Genomic DNA, 20,413 nt, shown 5'->3' with positions numbered 1-20,413 from the left:
CTGCCCGTGGACACCGTCTTCACCGTCGGCCACGGCACACGCAGCGTGGAAGAGCTCGTCGAGCTGCTCGGCGAGGGGCCGGCCGACACGCTGGTCGACGTCCGGAGGTTCCCCGGCTCGAGCCGGTCGCCGCACCTCTCGCGCGCCGCGCTCGCCGACGCGCTGCCCCCGCTCGGGGTGACCTATGTCTTCCGCGGCGACACCCTCGGCGGCCGGCGGACCGGGCGGGACGGCTCGCCCCACGTCGCCTGGGAGAACGCGAGCTTCCGGGCGTATGCGGACCACATGGAGACCGACGCCTTCCAGCGCGCGCTCGGCGAGCTCGAGGCCGAGGCCCGTGCCGGCCGGCGCATGGCCTTGATGTGCGCCGAGACGCTCTGGTGGCGCTGCCATCGCCGCCTCATCGCCGACGCCCTCGTCGCGCGCGGGCTCGCGGTCGTCCACCTGCTCGGCCCCGGCGCGCGGTCCCCGCACGTGCTCCACCCGGCCGCGCGGCCCGGCGGCGCAAGCGGCCTGATCTACGACGTCGGCGCCCAGCGCGCCCTGCCGCTCGCCGAACCCCCGCGCGCCGGCGCGGCCCGCTCGCCGGCGCCGGGCGACCGCAGCGGCGGCGGCCCGCGCCGCGCGCGTTGACCCCCGGCCGGCGCGCCCACCGGCCGCCCCGGCGCGCCCACCGGCCGCCCCGGCGCGCCCGCAGGCCACCCCGCCACGACCGCGGGTGCCTCCGCGCCGGCTCTTGTGCTCCACTGCGGCCATGACCCTGGGCGGCGCAGCGCGGCTGACGGACAGGATCGCAACGGTGCTCGCCGGCCTCGAGGCGCGCCTCCCCGCCCGGGCCCCCGAGGCGCTCGCGCGCTGGCTCGAGCTCGTCGAGACGTGGAACGCCAAGGTCGATCTGACCGCGGCGCGGAGCGCCGAAGAGCTCGCCGACCTGATGCTCGCCGACGCGCGGGTCCTCGCGGAGCACGTGCCCGAGGGGCGGCGCGTGGTCGACGTCGGCACCGGCGCGGGCGCGCCCGGCCTGCCGCTCGCCCTCTTGCGGCCCGACCTCACGGTGACGCTCGTCGAGCCGCTGCAGAAGCGCGTGGCCTTCCTGCGGACGGCGATCGGCACCCTGGTCCAGCACGGCGAGCTCGCGGCGCCGCCCCGGGTCGAGCGGGCGCGCGGCGAGGACCTCGCGCGCGCAGGGAGGTCGTTCGAGGTGGCGATCTCCCGCGCGACGCTGGGTCCAGACGCCTGGTTGCCCCTCGGCGCGGCGCTCACGGCCGCGGAGCCGGCGGAGCGCCGCGAGATCTGGGTCCTGCTCGCCCGCGACGAGCCGCCGGCGCACGCCGGCTGGGTCCCCGCGCGCGACCTCCGGTATCGCTGGCCGCTCACCGGCGCCGACCGCCGGGCAGTGCGGTATGTGCCAGAGACCACGAAGAACGCCTGATCGCCCGGTCGGGCGCCGCCTGAGGTCGCCATTGAAATCGATTGCCGCGCTGCCGGCGGTTCCACCCGGAGCGTCGTCCGCTTTTACGGAGGCTCGATTTCGCGCGCTTCCTGGCTCCCGGGTATGGCGGAGCCCCACCGATTCCGTTACTGTCCGGAAACCACATGCAGGCGCCCGACCTGGGCAGCGCCTCTTGGCTCCGGAGACAGGCATGAAAATCCAACGCATCTCGGCGATTTTGCTCACCGCGGTCGCCACCTCAGCAGGATTCATCGGTTGTGGCTCTGATGATCCGGACGACGGCGCTGGCGGGGCGACGGGGACCACGACGTCCACGTCCTCGACCACGAGCGCGGGCCCCGTTTCGGTGAGCACCACCGGCGGCGGCGCGGAGCTCGCGCAATACCTCGGCACCCGGTGCGAAGCGGACGCCGACTGCGGCCCGGAGGGCATGTGCATTCTGGAGTCGGGCGACTTCTTGTTCGGCGGCGGCCCTGCGGGCGGGTACTGCACGACGTCGTGCACGCGCGATTCCGATTGCGAGGGCGAAGGCAGCGCGTGCATCGGCGAAATCTGCCTGCTCGGCTGCATCCCGGCGGAGCCCCCGTTCGAGCAAGGCAACCCGGACGTCGATCCGGACAAGTGCCAGGGGCGCGAGGAGCTGCGCTGTGAGGACATCCAGGGCGCGACCGTCTGCATGCCGAGCTGCGGCACGGACGCCCAGTGCGCCGGCCGCGTGTGCGACCCCAAAGGGAACGTCTGCGTCGACGAGCCGACGACGGGGCTGCCCCAGGGCTCCCAGTGCGAACTGGGCGAGGACAACTCGGATCCCTGCGAGGCGTGGTGCGTCGGCATCACCCAGGAAGTCTCCATGTGCGCCGGGCTCTGCGCGCTCAACGGCGATCCCAGCCTCGACTGCGGAGGTCTGGAGAAGGGCTTTTGCGCTTACCAGCTCTGGGAGGACGCCGGCCCGGGCGACATCGGGATCTGCGTGAATGCGTGCACGAGCCACACCGACTGCTTCCTGCCGTACTTCTCCTGCGTGGACATCGGCTCGCCCACGAACAACGGCTTCTGCCTGTTCGGGCCGGAGGAGTGCACGGACGTAGGGGAGGAGTGCGAGGAAGGCGGGGTTTGCACCGAGACGCCGAACGGCCTCTTCTGCCTCGACCCGACCTACCCGCTGGATGACGACGGCACCGGCGGCGGTGGCGGCGGGGGTGGCGGCGCCGGCGGCGCCGGCGGCGGCGATGGCGGCGGGGGTGCTGGTGGCGCGGGCGGCGCGGGTGGCGCCGGTGGCGCAGGTGGCGCCGGCGGCGGTGGTGCTGGTGGCGCGGGCGGCGCTGGCGGCACCTGATCGCCGAAGTGACCAGGACCCGGGCCTCTTCCCTTCATCGAGCTCAGCAGAGCAGCGGATGAGGCCTTCCGCTTGAATCCCCTTCCTCCATTCCCTCGCACTCCCCTCCTCCTCCAGCCTCCCTCTCCGCAGAGGCGAGGGTGAGCGCCAGGCTCGGCCAGGAGCCGGGAAGACGGGAAGAAACGCCCGCGACCTCCCCGGTTTCTCCTCCTTCAGCTCCTTCAGCGCGAATTCCTCGTCGCAGCTCACAACGCTCGCGAGCCCGTCCGTTCAGGAGCTTCAGCGTTGTTGGAGGACTCGCGCTGTCCAGCCTGTGACGAGCCCGCGAGCGCCAGGCTGCCGGCTGAACAGGAAGAGCGCGCCCAGCAGCGCAGCGGCGCGCCGCCGTTTCCAGCGTAGATCGTATCTTTCAGCGTGAGCACCACGAGGCGCACCGTCCCACGCGGGGCAGTTCGCCACACGAGACGACCGGCGTGGCGCGCTGGTCGCGCGCCGGAAGCCGCGAGTCGACGCGCGCCGCGGCGGCACCCGGCTTGCTCAGCGACGCGGGCAGGAGGACCGCATGAACAAGCTCGCTCTCTTCACCTCGGCCGCCGTCTTGGCGGTCGCGACGACGGCTTCCACCGGAGCCGCGCTCGCGCAGGAGCCGCAGCGCGACACCGTGACGATCACGGACTCTGTCCCGAACCGCGGGCTCATCTGGAGCGGCGTCGCCGTCCTCGGCACGACGTACGGGGTCTCGACGGTCGTGGCGACCTTCAGCGACAAGCCGGCGGACCTCGCGCTCTGGGTGCCGGTCGCGGGGCCCTGGATCGACCTCGGCGCGCGCGGCGGCTGCGAGGGCGAGCGGCGGTGCGACGCCGAGGCCACGAACAAGGTGCTGCTCGTGGCCGACGGGCTCGGCCAGGCCATCGGCGCGCTGCAGATCCTCGGCGGCTTCCTCTTCCCGGCGCAGCGCACGGTCACCCAGGTGGGGAGCGTGCAGATCCTCCCCATGGGCAAGGGGCTCGCAGCCAGGACCGTGTTCTGAGGCCGCCGTGGGACGTCGCGCACAGGCCTCCGCCCTGCCTTGGACGGCGCGCCTACCCTGCGGCCCGCGTCGCCGACGGCAGCGGCGGCAGCCCCCGGACGAGCGCCGCGAGCGTGCGCAGCACCGGCGTGTCGATCCCTGCCCGGCGCCCGCGCTCGACCACGGCGCCCTGGAGGATGTCGACCTCCGTCGCGCGGCCGGCGCGCACGTCCTGCAGCATCGACGGCTCGGTCAGCGGGAACTCCTGCCGCGTGAGCGCGATCATCGCGTCCGCGGTCGCGCTGGAGAGCTCCGCCCCCTCCGCGCGCGCGACGGCGATCACCTCGCGCATCGCCTCCCGGACGAGGTCCTCCATCTCCTCCGCGACCACGCCGGCGCGCTGGCCCGTCAGCGCGCAGATCGCGTTGAACGGCGCGTTCCAGACCATCTTCTCCCAGAGCATCGCCCGGTAGTTCGACCCCCGGCGGACCGGGATGCCCGCGCGCTCGATCCGCGCGGCCAGCGCCTCGACCCGCGGCTCCTGCCCCGGCCGGTAGGGCGCGAGCCCGGCGCGCGTCGGCGCGAGCGCGTGGATCTCGCCGGGGCCGGCGAGGCCGGACGACATGTACGCGATGGCCGCGACGACGCGCGCCTCGCCGACGTCGCGCGCGACCGCGTCCTCCGAGTCGAGCCCGTTCAAGAGCGGCGCGCAGAGGCCGTCCGGGGCGAGCAGCCCGGGCAGCCGCGCGCTCACGGCGGCGAGGGACGGCCACTTCACCGCCACGAGCGCGAGATCGAACGGGCCGCGCGCCCCGTCGAGCTCGACGACCCGCAGCGGCGGAGTGCGCACGTCGCCCTCCGGAGCGCGGACGACGAGCCCGCGAGACCGCATCGCCTCCGCGTGCGCGCCCCGCGCGACGAACGTCACGTCTTCCCCCGCGAGCGTAAGCCTCGCCCCGAAATACCCTCCTACCGCACCCGCACCGACAATGAGGATCCGCATCGACCGCGACCATAACACGCGCACGCTCGTGCACGGGGCTCCGGCATGTGGCCATCTGCGCAGATTGCGGATATGCATGGAGCTAGATGCATAGGCCGGACGCCCCCTCCGTAGCTCGCACCGGCGCCGGCCTGGGCACCGGCGGTCCTCCGGGCTCCGCGCTGGAACCCGAGCACCTGCAGCTCGCGTTCGACGCCTTGCCGGTGCTCATCTCGTATATCGACGGTGACCAGCGCTACAGCGCCGTGAACCGCGCCTATGAGCGCTGGTTCGGCGAGGAGCGCGGCGCCCTCGTCGGCCGGCACGTGCGCGAGGTGCTCGGCGACGCCGCTTATGCCGTCGTGGCGCCGCGCATCGCCGCGGCGCTCGCCGGGGCGCCGCAAGACTTCGAGTCGCGGCTCGTCTACCGGGTGGGCGGCGCGCGGTACGTCCGCGTCCAGTACATTCCCCGCCTCGGCCCGACGGGCGAAGTGCGGGGCTTCTTCACGGTCGTCTCGGACATCACCGAGCAGAAGCGCGCCGAGGAGGCGCGGCGCCTCCTGGCCGACGCGGCCGCCCTGCTCGATCCGGTGCTCGACCGCGACGCGATCTACCGCAACATCGCGGACCTCGCCGTCGCCTCGGTCGCGGACTGGTGCGCCGTGCACACGCTCGATCCCGACGGCGCCATCCGCCTCCAGGTCATCGCGCACGCGGACCCGGCCAAGGCGGAGATCGCCGCCCGGCTGGTCCAGCGAAGCAAGATCCCGCCCGAGCCCTGGACGCCGCTGCACGAGGTGCTCCACGGCGGGCTCGGGCGGCTCCTGTCCGACATCTCCGGGGACCTGCTCGTCGGCCCGACGCCCGAGGCCGAGCACCTCGCGGTCGCGCGCGCCCTCCACCACCGCTCCGCGGTGATGGTGCCGATCCGCGGCGAGGAGCACGTCCTCGCGGCGCTCACGCTCGCGTCCGCCGAGTCGGGCCGCACCTACGACGCGGCCGATCTCGCCTTCGCCGATGAGCTCTCGCAGCGCGTCGGCCTCGCCGTGCAGCGCATGCGCCTCTACGACATGGCCCGCGACGCCGAGGCCGAGGCGCGGCGGCGCTTCCTGGCCGAGCAGGAGGCGCGCCGGGCCGCCGAGCGCGCGGCCAACCGCATGGCCGGGCTCCAGCACCTCACCGCGGCGCTCGCCGACGCGCTCACCTCGGATGCGGTCGCGGAGGTCGCCGTCGATCAGGGCATCGCCGCGGCGGGCGCGTACGGAGGGGCGCTCCTCGTCGCGGACGGCGACACCCTCGAGTGCCTCAAGGCGGCCGGCTATGGGCCCGACGTCCTCGACCGTTACCGCCGGATCCCCGTCGCCGCCGACCTCCCGGTCACGGAGGCGATGCGGACCGGCGCCCCCGTCTGGCTGCGGTCGCGCAAGGAGAGCGCCGCGCGTTACCCGGCGTTCGCCGCCGGGGAGCTGACCCCCACCACCGCCTCCCTCTGCTGCCTCCCCCTCATCGTCCAGGACCGGCCGATCGGCGTGCTCGGGCTGAGCTTCCCGGAGCCGCGCGCGTTCGATCAGGAAGAGCAGGAGTTCCTGCTCGCGATCTCGCGCCAGTGCGCGCAGGCCATCGAGCGCGCCCGCCTGCACGAGGAGCGCGCCGCCATCATCGAGCGCGAGCGCCGGGTCGCCCTCGAGAACGCCCGGCTCTACCGGGAGGCCTACGAGGCGGACCGGGGCAAGGACGAGTTCATCGCCATGCTCTCGCACGAGCTCCGCAACCCGCTCGCCCCCATCACGACCGGCCTCGAGCTCCTGCACATGAACATGAGCGAGCGCGGGGACCGCGACGACAGCCAGATCCTCGCGACCATCGAGCGGCAGGTGAAGACGATCGTGCGGCTCGTCGACGATCTGCTCGACGTCTCCCGGATCACGCGCGGCAAGATCGAGCTGAAGCGGGAGCGGCTCGACATCGGCTCCGCGGTCTCCGCGGCGCTCGACTCCGTCCGACCCCTCCTCCAGCAGCGCGGGCACGAGCTCCGCGTCTCGGTGGAGCCCGGCGTCTTCGTGCACGGCGACCGGGTGCGCGTCGAGCAGATCGTCGTCAACCTGCTCAACAACGCGATCAAGTACACGAACCCGGGCGGCCGGGTCTCGCTCACCTGCAAGGCGAGCGGCGGCGAGGCGTGGCTGGAGGTGAGGGACACCGGCGTCGGCATCTCCGCCGAGCTGCTCCCGCGCGTCTTCGAGCCGTTCATGCAGGCGAGGCGCACGCTCGACCGCGCGCAGGGCGGCCTCGGCATCGGGCTCACGCTGGTCAAGCGGCTCACCGAGCTGCACGGCGGGCGCGTGAGGGCGATGAGCGACGGCCCCGGCGAGGGCACCGCCATCAGCGTCTGGCTGCCGCTCGCGGCCGCCTCGGCGGAGCCCGGGGCGCCCGCGCCGCTCTCCGCGGAGGCGTTCGCCGGGGCGCGCGCCCTCCGGGTCCTGCTCGTCGACGACAACGTCGACGCCGCCGACGGGCTCCGGCGGATCCTCCAGCTCCACGGCCACACCGTCGCCATGGCGCACGACGGGCCGGCGGCGCTCGAGGCCGCGCGGGCGTCGAAGCCCGACCTGATCCTGCTCGACATCGGCCTGCCCGGCATGGACGGCTACGAGGTCGTCCGCCTCCTGCGCGCCGAGCCCGAGCCGAAGCGCGCCTACATCGCCGCGGTGTCCGGCTACGGCCAGGATCAGGACCGCCGCCGGTCGCGGGAGGCCGGCTTCGACGCCCACCTGACGAAGCCGGTCGTCGCCGAGCAGCTGCTCGATCTCGTCGCCAAGGCCGCGCGACAGGCCTGACCCGGGGCGCCGCCCGGGCGCGGGTAGGTGAGCAGGAGATGCGCTCCGCTCCCACCGTGGGTCTGCGCTCTCCGATCGAGGCGCCCATTTCCGCTCGTATTCCGCTCGCCCAGGCCGGCGGCGTCGTTCAACACTGCAATGTATTCACCCGGGACCGCGAAACACCCAGGAAACATGCGGTTTTGCCGCGACAAAAGCGCTCATTTCCATTCATTGCCTCTGTCGCGCCCGCCGCCTTGCACGATTGCAAACCACGCACGGACGACCGCGAAACATGCATGAAACAGTGATCCTCGCGGGCTCCGGAGCGCCGCGCGACTGGGACGTAGGCCGGCCGCGGGTCGACAATTCATCCTTGTGAAACAAACGCGAAACAGGCGGCACTGTAGACCGTTTTCGTCCGGGAATTCGCCCATTGCCATGTCCGGACGGCAGCGCGGAAGAAGCGGTGAGCACGCGTCACCGGGTCCAGAAGGTGAGTTTCATGAGCAAGAAGAAGGACCTCCTCGTCATCGGTAACGGAATGGTCGGGCACAAGCTCATCGAGAACATGGTTCTCGGCGGCTGTCTGCGCGACTGGAACATCACGACGTTCTGCGAGGAGCCGCGGCTGGCCTATGACCGAGTGAACCTGTCCGCCTTCTTCAACGGGAAATCGGCCGAAGATCTGTCGATGGTGAAGCCCGGCCTCTACGAGGAGGCGGGCATCCAGGTCCACCTGGGCGACAAGGCCGTCTCGATCGACCGGCGCAGGAAGGCCGTGACCTCCGCGAAGGGCAAGACGGTCTATTACGACAAGCTCGTCCTCGCCACCGGATCGTATCCCTTCGTCCCGCCCATCAAGGGCAAGGACACGAAGGGCTGCTTCGTCTACCGCACGATCGACGATCTCGAGGCCATGCAGGAGTTCTCGAAGGTCGCCAAGGTGGGCACCGTCGTGGGCGGCGGCCTGCTCGGGCTCGAGGCGGCCAACGCGCTCAAGAACATGGGCCTCGAGGTCCACGTCGTGGAGTTCGCGCCCCGGCTGATGGCGCTCCAGGTCGACGAGGCCGGGGGCGCGATCCTCCGCAGGAAGATCGAGTCGCTCGGCGTCACGGTGCACACGAGCACGTCGACCACGGAGATCGTCGCGGAGCACGGCCGCGTGGCGAGGATGCTCTTCGCCGACCAGACCGATCTCGCGACCGACATGATCGTCTTCTCCGCCGGCATCCGCCCGCGGGACGAGCTCGCCCGCGCGTGCGAGCTCGCGATCGGCAGCCGCGGCGGCGTCGTCATCAACGATCGCTGTCAGACGTCCGATCCGGACATCTACGCGATCGGCGAGTGTGCGAGCTACAATAACCAGCTCTACGGCCTGGTGGCTCCCGGCTACCACATGGCGCGGGTCGTCGTCGACGCGCTCACCGGCGGCAAGGAGACCTTCACCGGCTTCGACATGAGCACCAAGCTCAAGCTGATGGGCGTGGACGTCGCGAGCTTCGGCGACGCCTTCGCCGCCCAGCCGGGCGCGCGCGTGGTCAGCTTCATGAGCTCGACGTCGAACGTCTACAAGAAGCTCGTCGTCAGCGGCGACGGCAAGCACCTGCTCGGCGGCATCCTGGTCGGAGACGCCTCCAACTACGGGCAGCTGCTCCAGCTCGTGCAGAACAAGATCGTGCTCCCGCCCCACCCCGAGGACCTCATCGTCCCGGCGCGCGACGGCGCGAAGCCGGCCGGCCTCGGCGTCGAGGCGCTGCCCGACACGGCCACCATCTGCTCGTGCCTGAACGTGCAGAAAAAGGAGATCTGCGCGGCCATCTGCGACGACAAGCTCGTCACGCTCGCCGGGATCAAGGGCAAGACCAAGGCGGGCACGGGCTGCGGCTCGTGCACCACGCTGATCTCCGACATCCTGAAGAAGGAGCTCAAGAAGGCGGGCGTCGCGGTCACGAACTACCTCTGCGAGCACTTCAACTACTCGCGCCAGGAGCTCTATCACCTCATCCGGGTCCACCAGATCAAGACGTTCGACGACCTGCTCGCCCGCCACGGCCAGGGCAAGGGGTGCGAGATCTGCAAGCCCGCGGTGGCGTCGATCCTCGCCTCGACGTGGAACGAGCACATCCTGAACAAGAAGCACCTCCCGCTCCAGGACACGAACGATCGGTTCATGGCGAACGTGCAGCGCGACGGCACCTACTCCGTGGTCCCGCGCGTGCCCGCCGGCGAGATCACGCCGGATCAGCTCATCGTGCTCGGGCAGGTCGCGAAGAAATACAGCCTGTACTCGAAGATCACGGGCGGCCAGCGCGTGGACCTGTTCGGCGCGCGGCTCGAGCAGCTGCCCGACATCTGGCGCGAGCTCATCGCCGCCGGCTTCGAGTCGGGGCACGCGTACGGCAAGGCGCTCCGCACGGTGAAGTCGTGCGTGGGCAGCACCTGGTGCCGCTACGGCGTGCAGGACTCGGTGGGCTTCGCCGTCGCGGTCGAGAACCGCTACAAGGGGCTGCGCAGCCCCCACAAGCTGAAGTCCGCGGTGTCCGGGTGCGCGCGCGAGTGCGCCGAGGCGCAGAGCAAGGACTTCGGCATCATCGCCACGGAGAAGGGGTACAACCTCTATCTCTGCGGCAACGGCGGGATGAAGCCGCAGCACGCCATGCTCTTCGCCGCGGACCTCGACGAGGCGACGCTCATCAAGTACCTCGACCGCTTCCTGATGTTCTACATCCGCACGGCGGACCGGCTCCAGCGCACGGCCACCTGGTTCAACAACCTCGAGGGCGGCATGGATTACCTCCGTCAGGTCATCATCGAGGACTCCCTCGGGATCTGCGAGGAGCTGGAGAAGGAGATGGCCCACCTCATCGCGACGTACGAGTGCGAGTGGAAGGCCGCGATCTCCGATCCCGACAAGCTGAAGCAGTTCCGCCCGTTCGTGAACGCCGGCGAGCCCGACCGGAGCATCGTCTTCGTCACCGAGCGGGCGCAGCACCGCCCCGCGGCGTGGAAGGAAAAGTCGAGCCTCGTCGAGGAGATGCTCTGATGCCCGGCGACGCAGGTTCCGTTGTGCGAGAAGAGCTACAGGACGAAAGGATCGGCTTGAGGGGTATGACGATGGCCATGAACGAGCTGCCTCCGGAGGCGCGTCGGAACGAGAGCGTGACCCACAGCTGGATCGAGGTCTGCGCGCTGGAGGACATCATCCCGAACACCGGGGTCTGCGCCCTCGTGGGGAAGCGCCAGATCGCCGTGGTCCGGGTCGGCGAGGGCGAGGAGCTCTACGCGGTGAGCAACTTCGACCCGTTCAGCAAGGCGTTCGTCATCTCGCGCGGCATCGTCGGCGACAAGGGCGGCGTGCCGAAGATCGCCTCGCCGATCTACAAGCAGAACTTCGACCTGCGCACGGGGCAGTGCCTGGACGATCCGGAGGTGCGCCTCCCGGTGTACGCCGTCCGGGTCCGGGACGGGCGGGTCGAGGTCCTCGCGCCGTCGCAGGCCGGCGCACAGGCGAGCTGACGGAAGATGCGCTCGGGGGGCAGCGCTGCGTTCGTCCTGACGCCGGGCGCGCCGTCGTTCACGGCGCGTCCTGTGGTGCCCGACGCGCCGTCGTTCACGGCGTGTCTCCTGAAGTTCTCCGGTCTCGGTTTCCGCGCAGGGTAGACAGGATCCTCGATGAGCGTTGCAAAGGTGTCGGACACTCACTTTCGTTTACCGATCGTCAACAACTCGCCCCCCAAGATCCAGGACGGCAACAAGAGCCTGCTCCAGTCGCTCCTCGCCGAGCAGCAGAAGCTCACCGCGGTGGAGAAGTTCGCGAAGCTGCACGACGAGCACGCGCTCCCGGCCCAGTCCAAGTACTACCGCGACCTGATCCCGACCGAGAAGCCGAAGCCGGGGCAGCAGTACGGCTTCGAGGTCGACCTCGACGCCTGCACCGCCTGCAAGGCGTGCGTCACGGCCTGCCACAGCCTGAACGGGCTCGACGAGAACGAGGTGTGGCGGTCGGTCGGCCTTCTCCACGGCGGCACGCCCCAGGCGCCCGCGCAGCAGCACGTGACGACCGCGTGCCACCATTGCCTCGATCCGGCCTGCATGACGGGGTGCCCCGTCAAGGCGTACGAGAAGGACCCGGTCACCGGCATCGTCAAGCACCTGGATGACCAGTGCATCGGCTGTCAGTACTGCATCCTGATGTGCCCCTACGACGCTCCGAAGTACAACCCGGAGCGGGGGATCGTGCGCAAGTGCGATATGTGCACGGACCGGCTGTCGAACGGCGAGGCCCCGGCGTGCGTGCAGGCGTGCCCCAACGAGGCGATCCGGATCGCGATCGTGGATCAGACGGCGGCGGTGCAGGAGAGCCAGGCGAACGTCTTCGTGCCCGGCGCGGCGGCGCCGGAGTACACGATCCCGACGACGAACTACAAGACGAAGAAGTCGCTCCCGCGCAACATGCTCCCCGCGGACTTCTACCAGGTGAACCGGGAGCACTCGCACCCTCCGCTCGTCGCGATGCTCGTGCTGACGCAGCTCTCGGTGGGCGCGTTCTGCGTGAGCCTGGCCCTGAACAAGTACCTCGGGGAGCAGGCGACCCAGGACTTCGGCGGGCACAGCGCCGTCTTCGCGCTCGTCTTCGGGCTCGCGGCGCTCGGGGCGAGCCTGCTCCACCTGGGGCGCCCGCAGTTCGCGTTCCGGGCGTTCCTCGGGCTCAAGACGTCGTGGCTCAGCCGGGAGATCATCGGGTTCTCGCTGTTCGCGGGGGCCGGCACGCTGTACGCCGCCTCGTTCTTCGTCGAGTCGGTCCCGGCGCTCGCGCCGCTCCTGCCGCTCCGGCACCTCCAGGCGCCGCTCTCCTACGCGGTGGCGGCGACCGGGATCCTGGGCGTGTTCTGCTCGGTGATGGTCTACGCCGCGACGCAGCGGGAGCACTGGCGAGGGGCCTTGACCGGCTTCAAGTTCGGCATGACCTCGGCGATCCTCGGCTGCTCGACGATCCTGATGGTCGCGGTGCTCTCGAGCGGCGACCCCGCGTCGCTGCTCTCGACGGCGGCCTTCCGCGCGCTGTGCGGGCTCCTCTGCGCGGCGACGGCGCTCAAGCTTGTCTCGGAGCTGTCGATGTTCCGGCACCTCCGGAAGCGGCGCGACTCGCAGCTCAAGCGCAGCGCGATCCTGATGGCGGGCGAGCTGCGGGACGCGACGGGCCTGCGCTTCGCGAGCGGGGCGCTCGGCGGCATCGTGCTGCCGGGGCTCTGCCTGCTCGCGACGTCCGCGAGCGCCGCGAGCGCGAACGTCCTGGTGCTCGCCGCGGGCCTCGCCTTCCTGCTCTGCCTCGCGGGCGAGCTCTTCGAGCGATATCTCTTCTTCGCAGCGGCGCCGGCTTCCAAGATGCCAGGAGGGCTCTCCTGATGAGCACCAGCAGCCCCAAAGGGACGTCTCCGGAGAACAAGGGGACCGACAACCTCCTCCTGCAGCGGAACGGGCCGCTCACGCGCGATCTGCTCCTCGCGCCCGGCGAGTTCGGCCTGGGGAGGGTGCCCGCCCGGCTGAAGCCGGATCAGACCACCACGGTGGTGTGCGGCTTCTGCTCCACCGGCTGCGGGCTGAACGTGCACCTGAAGAACGGGGAGGCGATCAACCTCTCGCCGAACACCGACTATCCCGTGAACCTCGGGATGGCGTGCCCGAAGGGGTGGGAGGCGCTCGCGCCGCTCAGGGCGAGCGACCGCGCCACGACGCCGCTCCTCAGGAGCTCCCGCGGCAAGCTGGAGCCCGTCGACTGGGACGTCGCGCTCCGCACGTTCTGCGATCGGTTCAAGGCGATCCAGGCGGCGCACGGGAAGGAGTCGGTCGCCTTCATCAGCACCGGGCAGATCGTCAGCGAGGAGATGGCCTTCCTCGGCGCGCTCACGAAGTTCGGGATGGGCCTCCTGCACGGGGACGGCAACACCCGCCAGTGCATGGCGACGTCCGTGGTCGCCTACAAGGAGTCGTTCGGGTTCGACGCGCCGCCGTACACGTACCGCGACTTCGAGGAGTCCGACGTCGTGGTGCTCGTCGGCTCGAACCTCTGCATCGCCCACCCCATCATGTGGGAGCGGCTGCTCAAGAACAAGAACCGCCCCGAGATCATCGTCGTGGATCCGCGCAAGACCGAGACGGCGATGGCGGCCACGGCGCATTATGCGCTGAAGCCGAAGTCGGATCTCACGCTGCTCTACGGCGTCGCGCACCTCCTCATCCAGCGCGGGTGGATCGACGAGGAGTTCATCCGCGCGCACACCGTCGATTTCGAGGAGTTCAGGGCGCACGTCGAGGGCTTCACGCCCGCCCGGGTCTCCGAGGCGACGGGGCTCAGCGAGGCGCAGCTCTCCGCGTTCGCGGAGAAGATCCACAACGGCAAGCGGGTGTCGTTCTGGTGGACCATGGGCGTGAACCAGAGCCACGAGGGGGTGCGGGTCGCGCAGGCGATCATCAACCTGGCGCTGATGACGGGGAACATCGGCCGGCCTGGGACCGGGGCGAACTCGATCACCGGCCAGTGCAACGCGATGGGCTCGCGCATGTTCAGCAACACGACGAACCTGCTCGGCGGCCACGATTTCACGAAGGAGGAGCACCGGAGGAAGATCGCCGGCGTCCTCGGCATCCCCGAGGAGAACATCCCGACGCGGAACAGCCTGGCGTACGATCAGATCATCGAGGGCATCCTGAAGGGGAAGATCAAGGGGCTCTGGATCATCGCGACGAACCCGGCGCACTCGTGGATCAACCAGGAGGATCTGCACGAGCTGCTCGGCCGGCTCGATTTCCTCGTGGTGCAGGACATGTACGCCACGACCGAGACGGCGGAGCGCGCGCACCTCGTGCTCCCGGCGGCGTCGTGGGCCGAGAAGGAGGGCACCTTCATCAACTCGGAGCGGCGGATCGGCCTGGTGAAGAAGGTCGCGCGCGCCCCCGGGCAGGCGCTGGCGGACTTCTCCATCTTCCAGCTGGTGGCCCAGTACTGGGGCTGCGGCGATCTGTTCAAGGAGTGGAAGAGCCCCGAGGCCGTCTTCCAGATCCTGAAGCGGGTCTCGAAGGGGCAGCCGTGCGACATCTCCGGCATCAAGGACTACGCGATGCTCGACGAGCGCGGCGGCGTCCAGTGGCCGTTCCCGGAGGGCGCGACCTACGAGTCGAACGAGCGGCGGCTGTTCGAAGATGGGCAGTTCTACCGGCCGGATCAGAGGGCGAAGTTCGCGTTCCAGCCGCCCCGCCCGCTGCCGGAGCCGACCGACGAGCAGTACCCGTTCACGCTGCTCACGGGGCGAGGGAGCTCCAGCCAGTGGCACACGCAGACGCGGACCAAGAAGTCCCCGGTGCTGCAGCGGCTCTATCCGAAGGAGATCTACATGGAGATCAGCCCGGTGGACGCGAAGAAGCTGGGGATCGCGGCGAACGAGTGGGTCGTCGTGGCGTCGCGGCGGGCGGAGATCAAGGCGCGGGCGTTCGTCACGAACTCGGTGCAGCCGGGGGAGGTCTTCATCCCGATGCACTACGAGGTGACGAACAAGCTGACGTTCCCGTCGTTCGACCAGTACTCGAGGCAGCCGTCGTACAAGGCGTGCGCGGTGAAGGTGCGGCGCGAGGACGATCGCGGGTAGCGCCGGGGCGGGCGTCGCCGAGCGGGGCGGCCTCGGAAGGGCGGCCGCGCGCCCGGCGACAGCGGCGCGTCAGTCGTCGATCGCCTGGTAGACCGAGGTCCAGAAGTCGAGATAGACCCCCGAGAAGAGGGGGAATCCCGCGCGCTGGGTCATCAGGATCGCGACCAGGTCCTCCCCGGGATCCGAGCTCCAGGACGTGCCGTAACCGCCGTCCCAGCCGTACCGGCCGGGGCTCGCCGTCACGTGGTCGCGCCGGGTGACGATGGATACGCCGAACCCCCAGCCGCGGCTGTCCCAGTAGCCGGGGAAGAACCCGGACGCCGCCTTCTGCTCGGGCGTCAGCTGGTCGGTCGTCATCGCCTCGACCGAGGGCCGCGACAGGATGCGCTCGCGCCCGTGTTTGCCCTTGTTCAGGAGCATCTGACCGAACGCCAGGTAGTCGTCGATCGTCGAGACGAGCCCCGCGCCGCCGTCCGGGAACACGGGCGGGCGGCTCCACTGGCCGTCGGCGACGCCATCGTGCAGGTCGAGCGCCCCGGTCTCGGCGTTGGCCCAGTAGCTCGTCGCGAACCGATCGAGCTTGTCCGCCGGCACGCTGAAGCCGGTGTCCTTCATGCCGAGCGGCTCGAAGATGCGCTCGCGGAAGAACGCCTCCAGCGGCTGGCCCGCGGCGCGCGCGATCAGCACGCCCAGCACGTAGGATCCGGTGTTGTACATCCACCGCTCGCCCGGCTGGTGCATCAGCGGCAGCGACCCGAGCCGGCGGATCCACTCGTCCGGCGCGTGCGGCGTCGACGGCTTCGGCGGCCCGAGGCACGCGAGCTGCTGCTCGCGCACGGCCCTCTGGATCGGAGCGCCATCCGGCGGCCCCATGATCATGCCGAACCCCATGCGGAAGGTCAGCAGATCGCGCACGGTGATCGGCCGGCTCGCGGGCACGGTCTCGTCGAGCGGCCCGTCGATCCGCTTCAGGACCTTGCGGCTCGAGAGCTCGGGCAGCAGCCGATCCACCGGCTCATCGAGCCGCAGCTTGCACTCCTCGACCAGGATCATCGCGGCCGCGGCCGTGACCGGCTTGGTCATCGACGTGATGCGGAAGATCGTGTCGCGCCGCATCGGGTCGTCGCCGCCGACCGCCTTCACGCCGATGGCGTCGACGTGCACCTCGCCCCGCCGGCTGATCAGCGTGACGAGCCCCGGCACGTCGCCGCGCTCGACGTGGCCTTTCATGACGTCGCGCATGCGGCCGAGCCGCGCCCTGGAGAGCCCACCGGTGCTCATCGCTTTGTTCCTCCATCCGTGTCCGAGATCTTCACGTGCTGTCCCCTCAGGCAGCGCCGGATGGTACAACAATTTTGCCCGGACCGCGGTGTGCCGGTCGGTGCGTGTACCATGACGACGTCGTCGAGGGGCTCGCCGCCTGTGCCCGGGATACCGGTGGGTCAGGGTGTGTCGGGGAGCTGCGGCTTACACCTGCCCTCCGAGCACACCGCCGTCATTCCTTCCGGATACACGGGCGAGCAGGGAGGACACGAGATCATCTCTTGGGGGCAAACGAGGGCGCCGAGATCCGCGCTCTGGTTGAGGGCGACGATGCCTTTCCCGTCGCACGACTCGCAGCACCCGACGCCGTCGCGCAGGGCGCACTCCGCGTCTTGCGCGCATTCCGTCAGCGGGGACTCGCGCACGTCGACGACGACGCAGCGCCCGCCCTCGCACGCGGCGGCGAAGTACTGGGAGGTGCGCTCGGCCTCGCTGACGTCCGGGCACTGCGCGCACGGCATGTCCCCGCAGCCGCTGGCATTCCAAAAATCTGTCACGGCGTCACGGTGAATGGCGACGAACGCGCCGGCGTCGACCGGGTCGCAGGACGCGCAGCAGCGCGGCGGCGCGAGGACGCAATCGCCGGGCGCCGCGCATGCATCCATGGCCGGGGTGGTGCCCTGACAGGCCTCCTGACACGCCGCGAGCGACTCGAAGCGGTTCTCGTTGCCGTCGCAGCCACCATAGGTGAACGGAACGCACTCGCCGGTGCTGGGATCGTGCCAGTAGCTCGGGATCGCCGCGTCGCAGGGCCCGGCGTCCTGCGGCAGCGTACAGCGGTCCGGCAATTCGCCGCCGGTGCCGCTGCTCGCGGCCGAGCCGCCGCCGCTGCCCGCGACCGAGCCGCCGCCGCCCGGGCCCCCGCCGCCCGATCCGCCGTTGTTCCCCGCGCCGCCGCAGCCCGCCGCCAGCAGGAGAGAGGTGAACAAGCCCAGACCGAGGGACAAGCGCCGATACGTTCCAGAGACGTTGCAATCGTCGCGCCGTCGGCCACCTGAGGATAAGGCAATCGATCGTAGGATATGCATTCGTATCCGATGGCATGTCAGGCGGCGGTGTGCCAGGCGGCGCTGCACGCCTTCGACGTGTTCGAGGTGCGGCGCGCCCCTCACCAACGCGCGGCCCGCGTGGAGGCGACCCTATCCCACCTGTCGACCGGTTTGTCGGGTCGGATCGACTCCGGTTCGAGTATCCTTCCGCCTCACCGTGACGCTCCGCTCCCTCAGGCTCGCCGCGCTGATCTCGTCCCTCGCGCTCGCCGGATGCAACGCGATTACGGGCGTCGACAGCCTCACCTTCGACGGCCGGGGCGCGGGGGGGCGAGGCGGCGACGTTTCCGGAGACGGCAGTGCCTCTGGAGGCGGCGGCGCCTCCGGGGGCGGCGGCGCCTCCGGGGGCGGCGGTGCCTCCGGAGGCGGCGATGGCTCGACCGGTTCCGGGGGTGCGGCGTGCGGGGGGGAGTCCTGCCCGGCGCCGACGGGGATCGTCCTCGCGGATCAGACCTTCACCGAGCTGCGCGGCGATGTGACGATGGGCAACGTGTTCATGGACGCGTGCCCCGAGGGACAGGTCATCGTGGGCTATCGGGGGCACGTCGACGACGATGGAGAGGCGTCGATCCACGGCCAGATCCAGGCGCAGTGTGGTCGCTTGGAGCTCACCGGAACGGGCCCGTACACCATCACCACGACCCCTGGTGACCTCACCCCGAACCGGGGGGACTATGGGACGGTGCCCTGGACGATGATGTGCCCGGAGGGCCACGTCGTGGTGGGTTTCAGCGGCCGGGTGGGCGATTTCGTCGACCGTCTCGTCCTCGATTGCGCGCCGCTCCTCGTGGAGGGAGGAGCTGCCGCCCTCCGCGTCGAGCTCGGCCCCGTGTCCTCGCCCGAGGGCGTCGGCGGCATCGGCGGCGAGGCCTTCCCGGACACCCGCTGCGGTGAGCGCGAGGTCGCGAACCTCGTACACGTCATGGAGCGGGGGCCCATCAACGCCTTCGGCCTCGGCTGCAAGACGGTCTCGCTCGCGTACTGACCCGCTCCCGGGCGGCGGAGCGGCGGCTCGCGCGGCTCAGCCCCCGCCCGGTGTCGACGCCCTGAGAAAGAGCGCTCGTTGCCGCAGAGATCGGGGAGGGGAAATGAAGAACGCCGGCGCTCGCCGGCGTTCTTCACTCCAGGAAGCCCAGGTGCAGGCTACTTGGTCATGGTGGACATGCACATCATCATGGGCATGCCGCCGCACATCATCATCATGGGCATGCCGGTCGACATCATCTTCATCATCGAGTCGCAGCAGTCCTTGAGCATGTCCATCGACATGCCCTCGGCCGGCATCATCTTGCAGGTCATCCCGTCCTTGGTCATCTCACAGGACATCTTGCACATCATCGGCATGCCCATGCCCATCATGTTGGACATCATCGGCATGCCCATACCCATCATGCCGGGCATCATGCCCATGCCCATCATGTTGGACATCATCGGCATGCCCATACCCATCATGCCAGGCATCATGCCCATCATGTTGGGCATCATCGGCATGCCCATGCCCATCATGCCCATGCCGGGCATCATGCCCATGCCGGGCATCATGCCCATGCCGGGCATCATGCCCGTGCCCATGCCGGGCATCATTGATCCGCCCGACGTCTTCTCCGTCGTCGGCATCGTGGTGTTCGTCGTCATCATCGGCATCTGCGTCGCGGTGGTCATGGTGGTCTCTCCTGTCTTCGGCGCTCGTCGCTTCTAAGTTCAGGTATAATCCGACCACGCGCGCTCACAACGGTTTCCACACGGGCGCCTGTCACTTTGCTCCAGATTAACGGAGGCGCCTCCACGGGGTTGGAGGCGCCGGCGCGCCGAGCGGACGATCGTCTGCCATGGCAGCGGGTCGAACGGGGGTAAGCGAACAGAGCAGACACGCCCGCGAGCCGCAGAGTCCGCTTCAGCTCACAGCCCGGCAGGGCACGCGGCGCTCGTACCGAGCGGGCGCTGCCGCGATCGCGGCTCCTTCCTCGGCCTCTCGCGCCGGCTGCCTGCGCGCGTCTGCTGCGTGCCCACCGCGAGCGGCGACTCGGCAACTTACCTGGTCAAGCTCTGCCGAGCGGCCGCGCGGGCATGCTCTGCTGGTTCGAGGCCTCGCTGAGCGACCTCAGCGTGAGGCGCCTCGAGCGCGTGATGTTCACTTGCTGCGGAGGGTCTTCAGCGCGCCGCCCCACGCGAGCAGCTGGTCGAGCAAGTTGCCGACGGAGGCCTCGTGGCGGGGCTTGGGCTTGAACACGCTGAAATTCTCGAAGTCGTCGAACAGGGACAACGTGACCTGCGCGCGCACGTCCGCGACCTGGAGCTCGGCCATCACGAGCCGGAGGTGCTCGACGGCGCGGACGCCTCCCGCGCTTCCATAACTCACGAAGCCAGCCGCCTTGTTGTTCCACTCCTTGTACAGGTAATCGATCGCGTTCTTGAGCGCGCCCGAGGTGCTGTGGTTGTACTCCGGCGTGACGAACACGAAGGCGTCGAACGCGTCGATCTTCGCCGCCCACGCCTTGGTGTGGGGCTTCGTGTATTGCCCCAGCGAGGGGGGAGCGGGCTCATCGAGCAGCGGCAGGTCGAAATCCTTGATGTCGACGAGCTCGTACTCGGCGCCGCCCTTCTTCGTGGCCACGCCGTGCACCCACTTCGCGACGGCCTCGCCGTTCCGGCCCGGCCGCGTGCTCCCCAGGATGATCGCCACCTTCAGCATGTCTACGCTCCAGGCAATGGCCGCCTCTCCGAGCGAGCCACCGGGCGGCGTGATGCTCAATCCCACGACACCACGGCGGAGAGGACGAACCGTTCGAGGGTACTACC

15 protein-coding genes are annotated in these 20,413 nt (G+C 70.2%); 10 read left to right on the top strand and 5 right to left on the bottom strand.

Going from position 1 to position 20,413, the window contains the following annotated elements:
* Positions 1–6 precede the first annotated feature (6 nt).
* The 4 genes from WMF43_RS47515 to WMF43_RS47500 all read left to right on the top strand — a co-directional run bounded on the left by WMF43_RS47515 (position 7) and on the right by WMF43_RS47500 (position 3,819).
* Entirely contained in the window at positions 7–633 is a 627-nt protein-coding gene (locus WMF43_RS47515) for a DUF488 domain-containing protein (RefSeq protein WP_437675508.1), read from the top strand.
* Between the two features lie 121 nt (positions 634–754).
* A complete protein-coding gene (locus WMF43_RS47510; RefSeq protein ID WP_437675507.1) occupies positions 755–1,432 on the top strand; it encodes a 16S rRNA (guanine(527)-N(7))-methyltransferase RsmG in 678 nt (225 codons plus the stop codon).
* A 211-nt stretch (positions 1,433–1,643) separates the two neighbouring features.
* Positions 1,644–2,789: a hypothetical protein gene (locus WMF43_RS47505; protein WP_437675506.1), complete on the top strand. Its 1,146-nt coding sequence runs from the start codon at positions 1,644–1,646 to the stop codon at positions 2,787–2,789.
* Between the two features lie 562 nt (positions 2,790–3,351).
* Complete coding sequence (locus tag WMF43_RS47500) at positions 3,352–3,819, top strand: hypothetical protein (RefSeq protein ID WP_437675505.1); 468 nt, start codon at positions 3,352–3,354, stop codon at positions 3,817–3,819.
* Between the two features lie 52 nt (positions 3,820–3,871).
* On the opposite strand, the gene WMF43_RS47495 is transcribed toward WMF43_RS47500, so the two are convergent.
* Positions 3,872–4,801, bottom strand: coding sequence for a ketopantoate reductase family protein (locus WMF43_RS47495; protein ID WP_437675504.1), 930 nt, complete (start codon positions 4,799–4,801; stop codon positions 3,872–3,874).
* An 86-nt stretch (positions 4,802–4,887) separates the two neighbouring features.
* Here WMF43_RS47495 and WMF43_RS47490 point away from each other — a divergent pair, with 86 nt between their 5' ends.
* From WMF43_RS47490 to WMF43_RS47470, 5 genes are all read left to right on the top strand, one after another.
* Complete coding sequence (locus WMF43_RS47490; RefSeq protein ID WP_437675503.1) at positions 4,888–7,617, top strand: ATP-binding protein; 2,730 nt, start codon at positions 4,888–4,890, stop codon at positions 7,615–7,617.
* Between the two features lie 484 nt (positions 7,618–8,101).
* Positions 8,102–10,642 carry a nitrite reductase large subunit NirB gene (gene nirB / locus WMF43_RS47485; RefSeq protein WP_437675502.1) on the top strand — a complete coding sequence of 847 codons (2,541 nt, stop codon included), beginning with the start codon at positions 8,102–8,104 and terminating at the stop codon, positions 10,640–10,642.
* A 77-nt stretch (positions 10,643–10,719) separates the two neighbouring features.
* Positions 10,720–11,115: a nitrite reductase small subunit NirD gene (gene nirD, locus WMF43_RS47480; protein WP_437675501.1), complete on the top strand. Its 396-nt coding sequence runs from the start codon at positions 10,720–10,722 to the stop codon at positions 11,113–11,115.
* Between the two features lie 156 nt (positions 11,116–11,271).
* Complete coding sequence (locus tag WMF43_RS47475; protein ID WP_437675500.1) at positions 11,272–13,005, top strand: DmsC/YnfH family molybdoenzyme membrane anchor subunit; 1,734 nt, start codon at positions 11,272–11,274, stop codon at positions 13,003–13,005.
* Positions 13,005–15,242, top strand: coding sequence for a molybdopterin oxidoreductase family protein (locus WMF43_RS47470; protein ID WP_437675499.1), 2,238 nt, complete (start codon positions 13,005–13,007; stop codon positions 15,240–15,242). The genes WMF43_RS47475 and WMF43_RS47470 overlap by 1 nt, the downstream gene beginning before the upstream one ends.
* A gap of 69 nt (positions 15,243–15,311) precedes the next feature.
* On the opposite strand, the gene WMF43_RS47465 is transcribed toward WMF43_RS47470, so the two are convergent.
* Together WMF43_RS47465 and WMF43_RS47460 are read right to left on the bottom strand one after the other, a co-directional pair.
* Positions 15,312–16,523: a serine hydrolase domain-containing protein gene (locus WMF43_RS47465; RefSeq protein ID WP_437675498.1), complete on the bottom strand. Its 1,212-nt coding sequence runs from the start codon at positions 16,521–16,523 to the stop codon at positions 15,312–15,314.
* 161 nt (positions 16,524–16,684) lie between these two features.
* A complete protein-coding gene (locus WMF43_RS47460; RefSeq protein WP_437675497.1) occupies positions 16,685–17,512 on the bottom strand; it encodes a BPTI/Kunitz domain-containing protein in 828 nt (275 codons plus the stop codon).
* 259 nt (positions 17,513–17,771) lie between these two features.
* On the opposite strand from WMF43_RS47460, the gene WMF43_RS47455 reads away from it, so the two are divergent.
* Positions 17,772–18,599, top strand: coding sequence for a hypothetical protein (locus WMF43_RS47455; RefSeq protein ID WP_437675496.1), 828 nt, complete (start codon positions 17,772–17,774; stop codon positions 18,597–18,599).
* A gap of 158 nt (positions 18,600–18,757) precedes the next feature.
* On the opposite strand, the gene WMF43_RS47450 is transcribed toward WMF43_RS47455, so the two are convergent.
* Together WMF43_RS47450 and WMF43_RS47445 are read right to left on the bottom strand one after the other, a co-directional pair.
* Positions 18,758–19,276 (bottom strand): hypothetical protein, encoded by a 519-nt coding sequence (locus tag WMF43_RS47450; RefSeq protein WP_437675495.1) that lies wholly within the window; start codon positions 19,274–19,276, stop codon positions 18,758–18,760.
* Positions 19,277–19,745: 469 nt separating this feature from the next.
* Positions 19,746–20,306 (bottom strand): NADPH-dependent FMN reductase, encoded by a 561-nt coding sequence (locus WMF43_RS47445; protein ID WP_437675494.1) that lies wholly within the window; start codon positions 20,304–20,306, stop codon positions 19,746–19,748.
* Positions 20,307–20,413 lie beyond the last annotated feature (107 nt).

Origin of the sequence: Sorangium sp. So ce131 (assembly GCF_051519095.1) — a bacterium.
In the GTDB taxonomy this organism is placed as follows: domain Bacteria; phylum Myxococcota_A; class Polyangia; order Polyangiales; family Polyangiaceae; genus Sorangium.
Note: the sequence above shows the minus strand (reverse complement) of the source record. Positions and strands in the feature narration are given on the sequence as shown.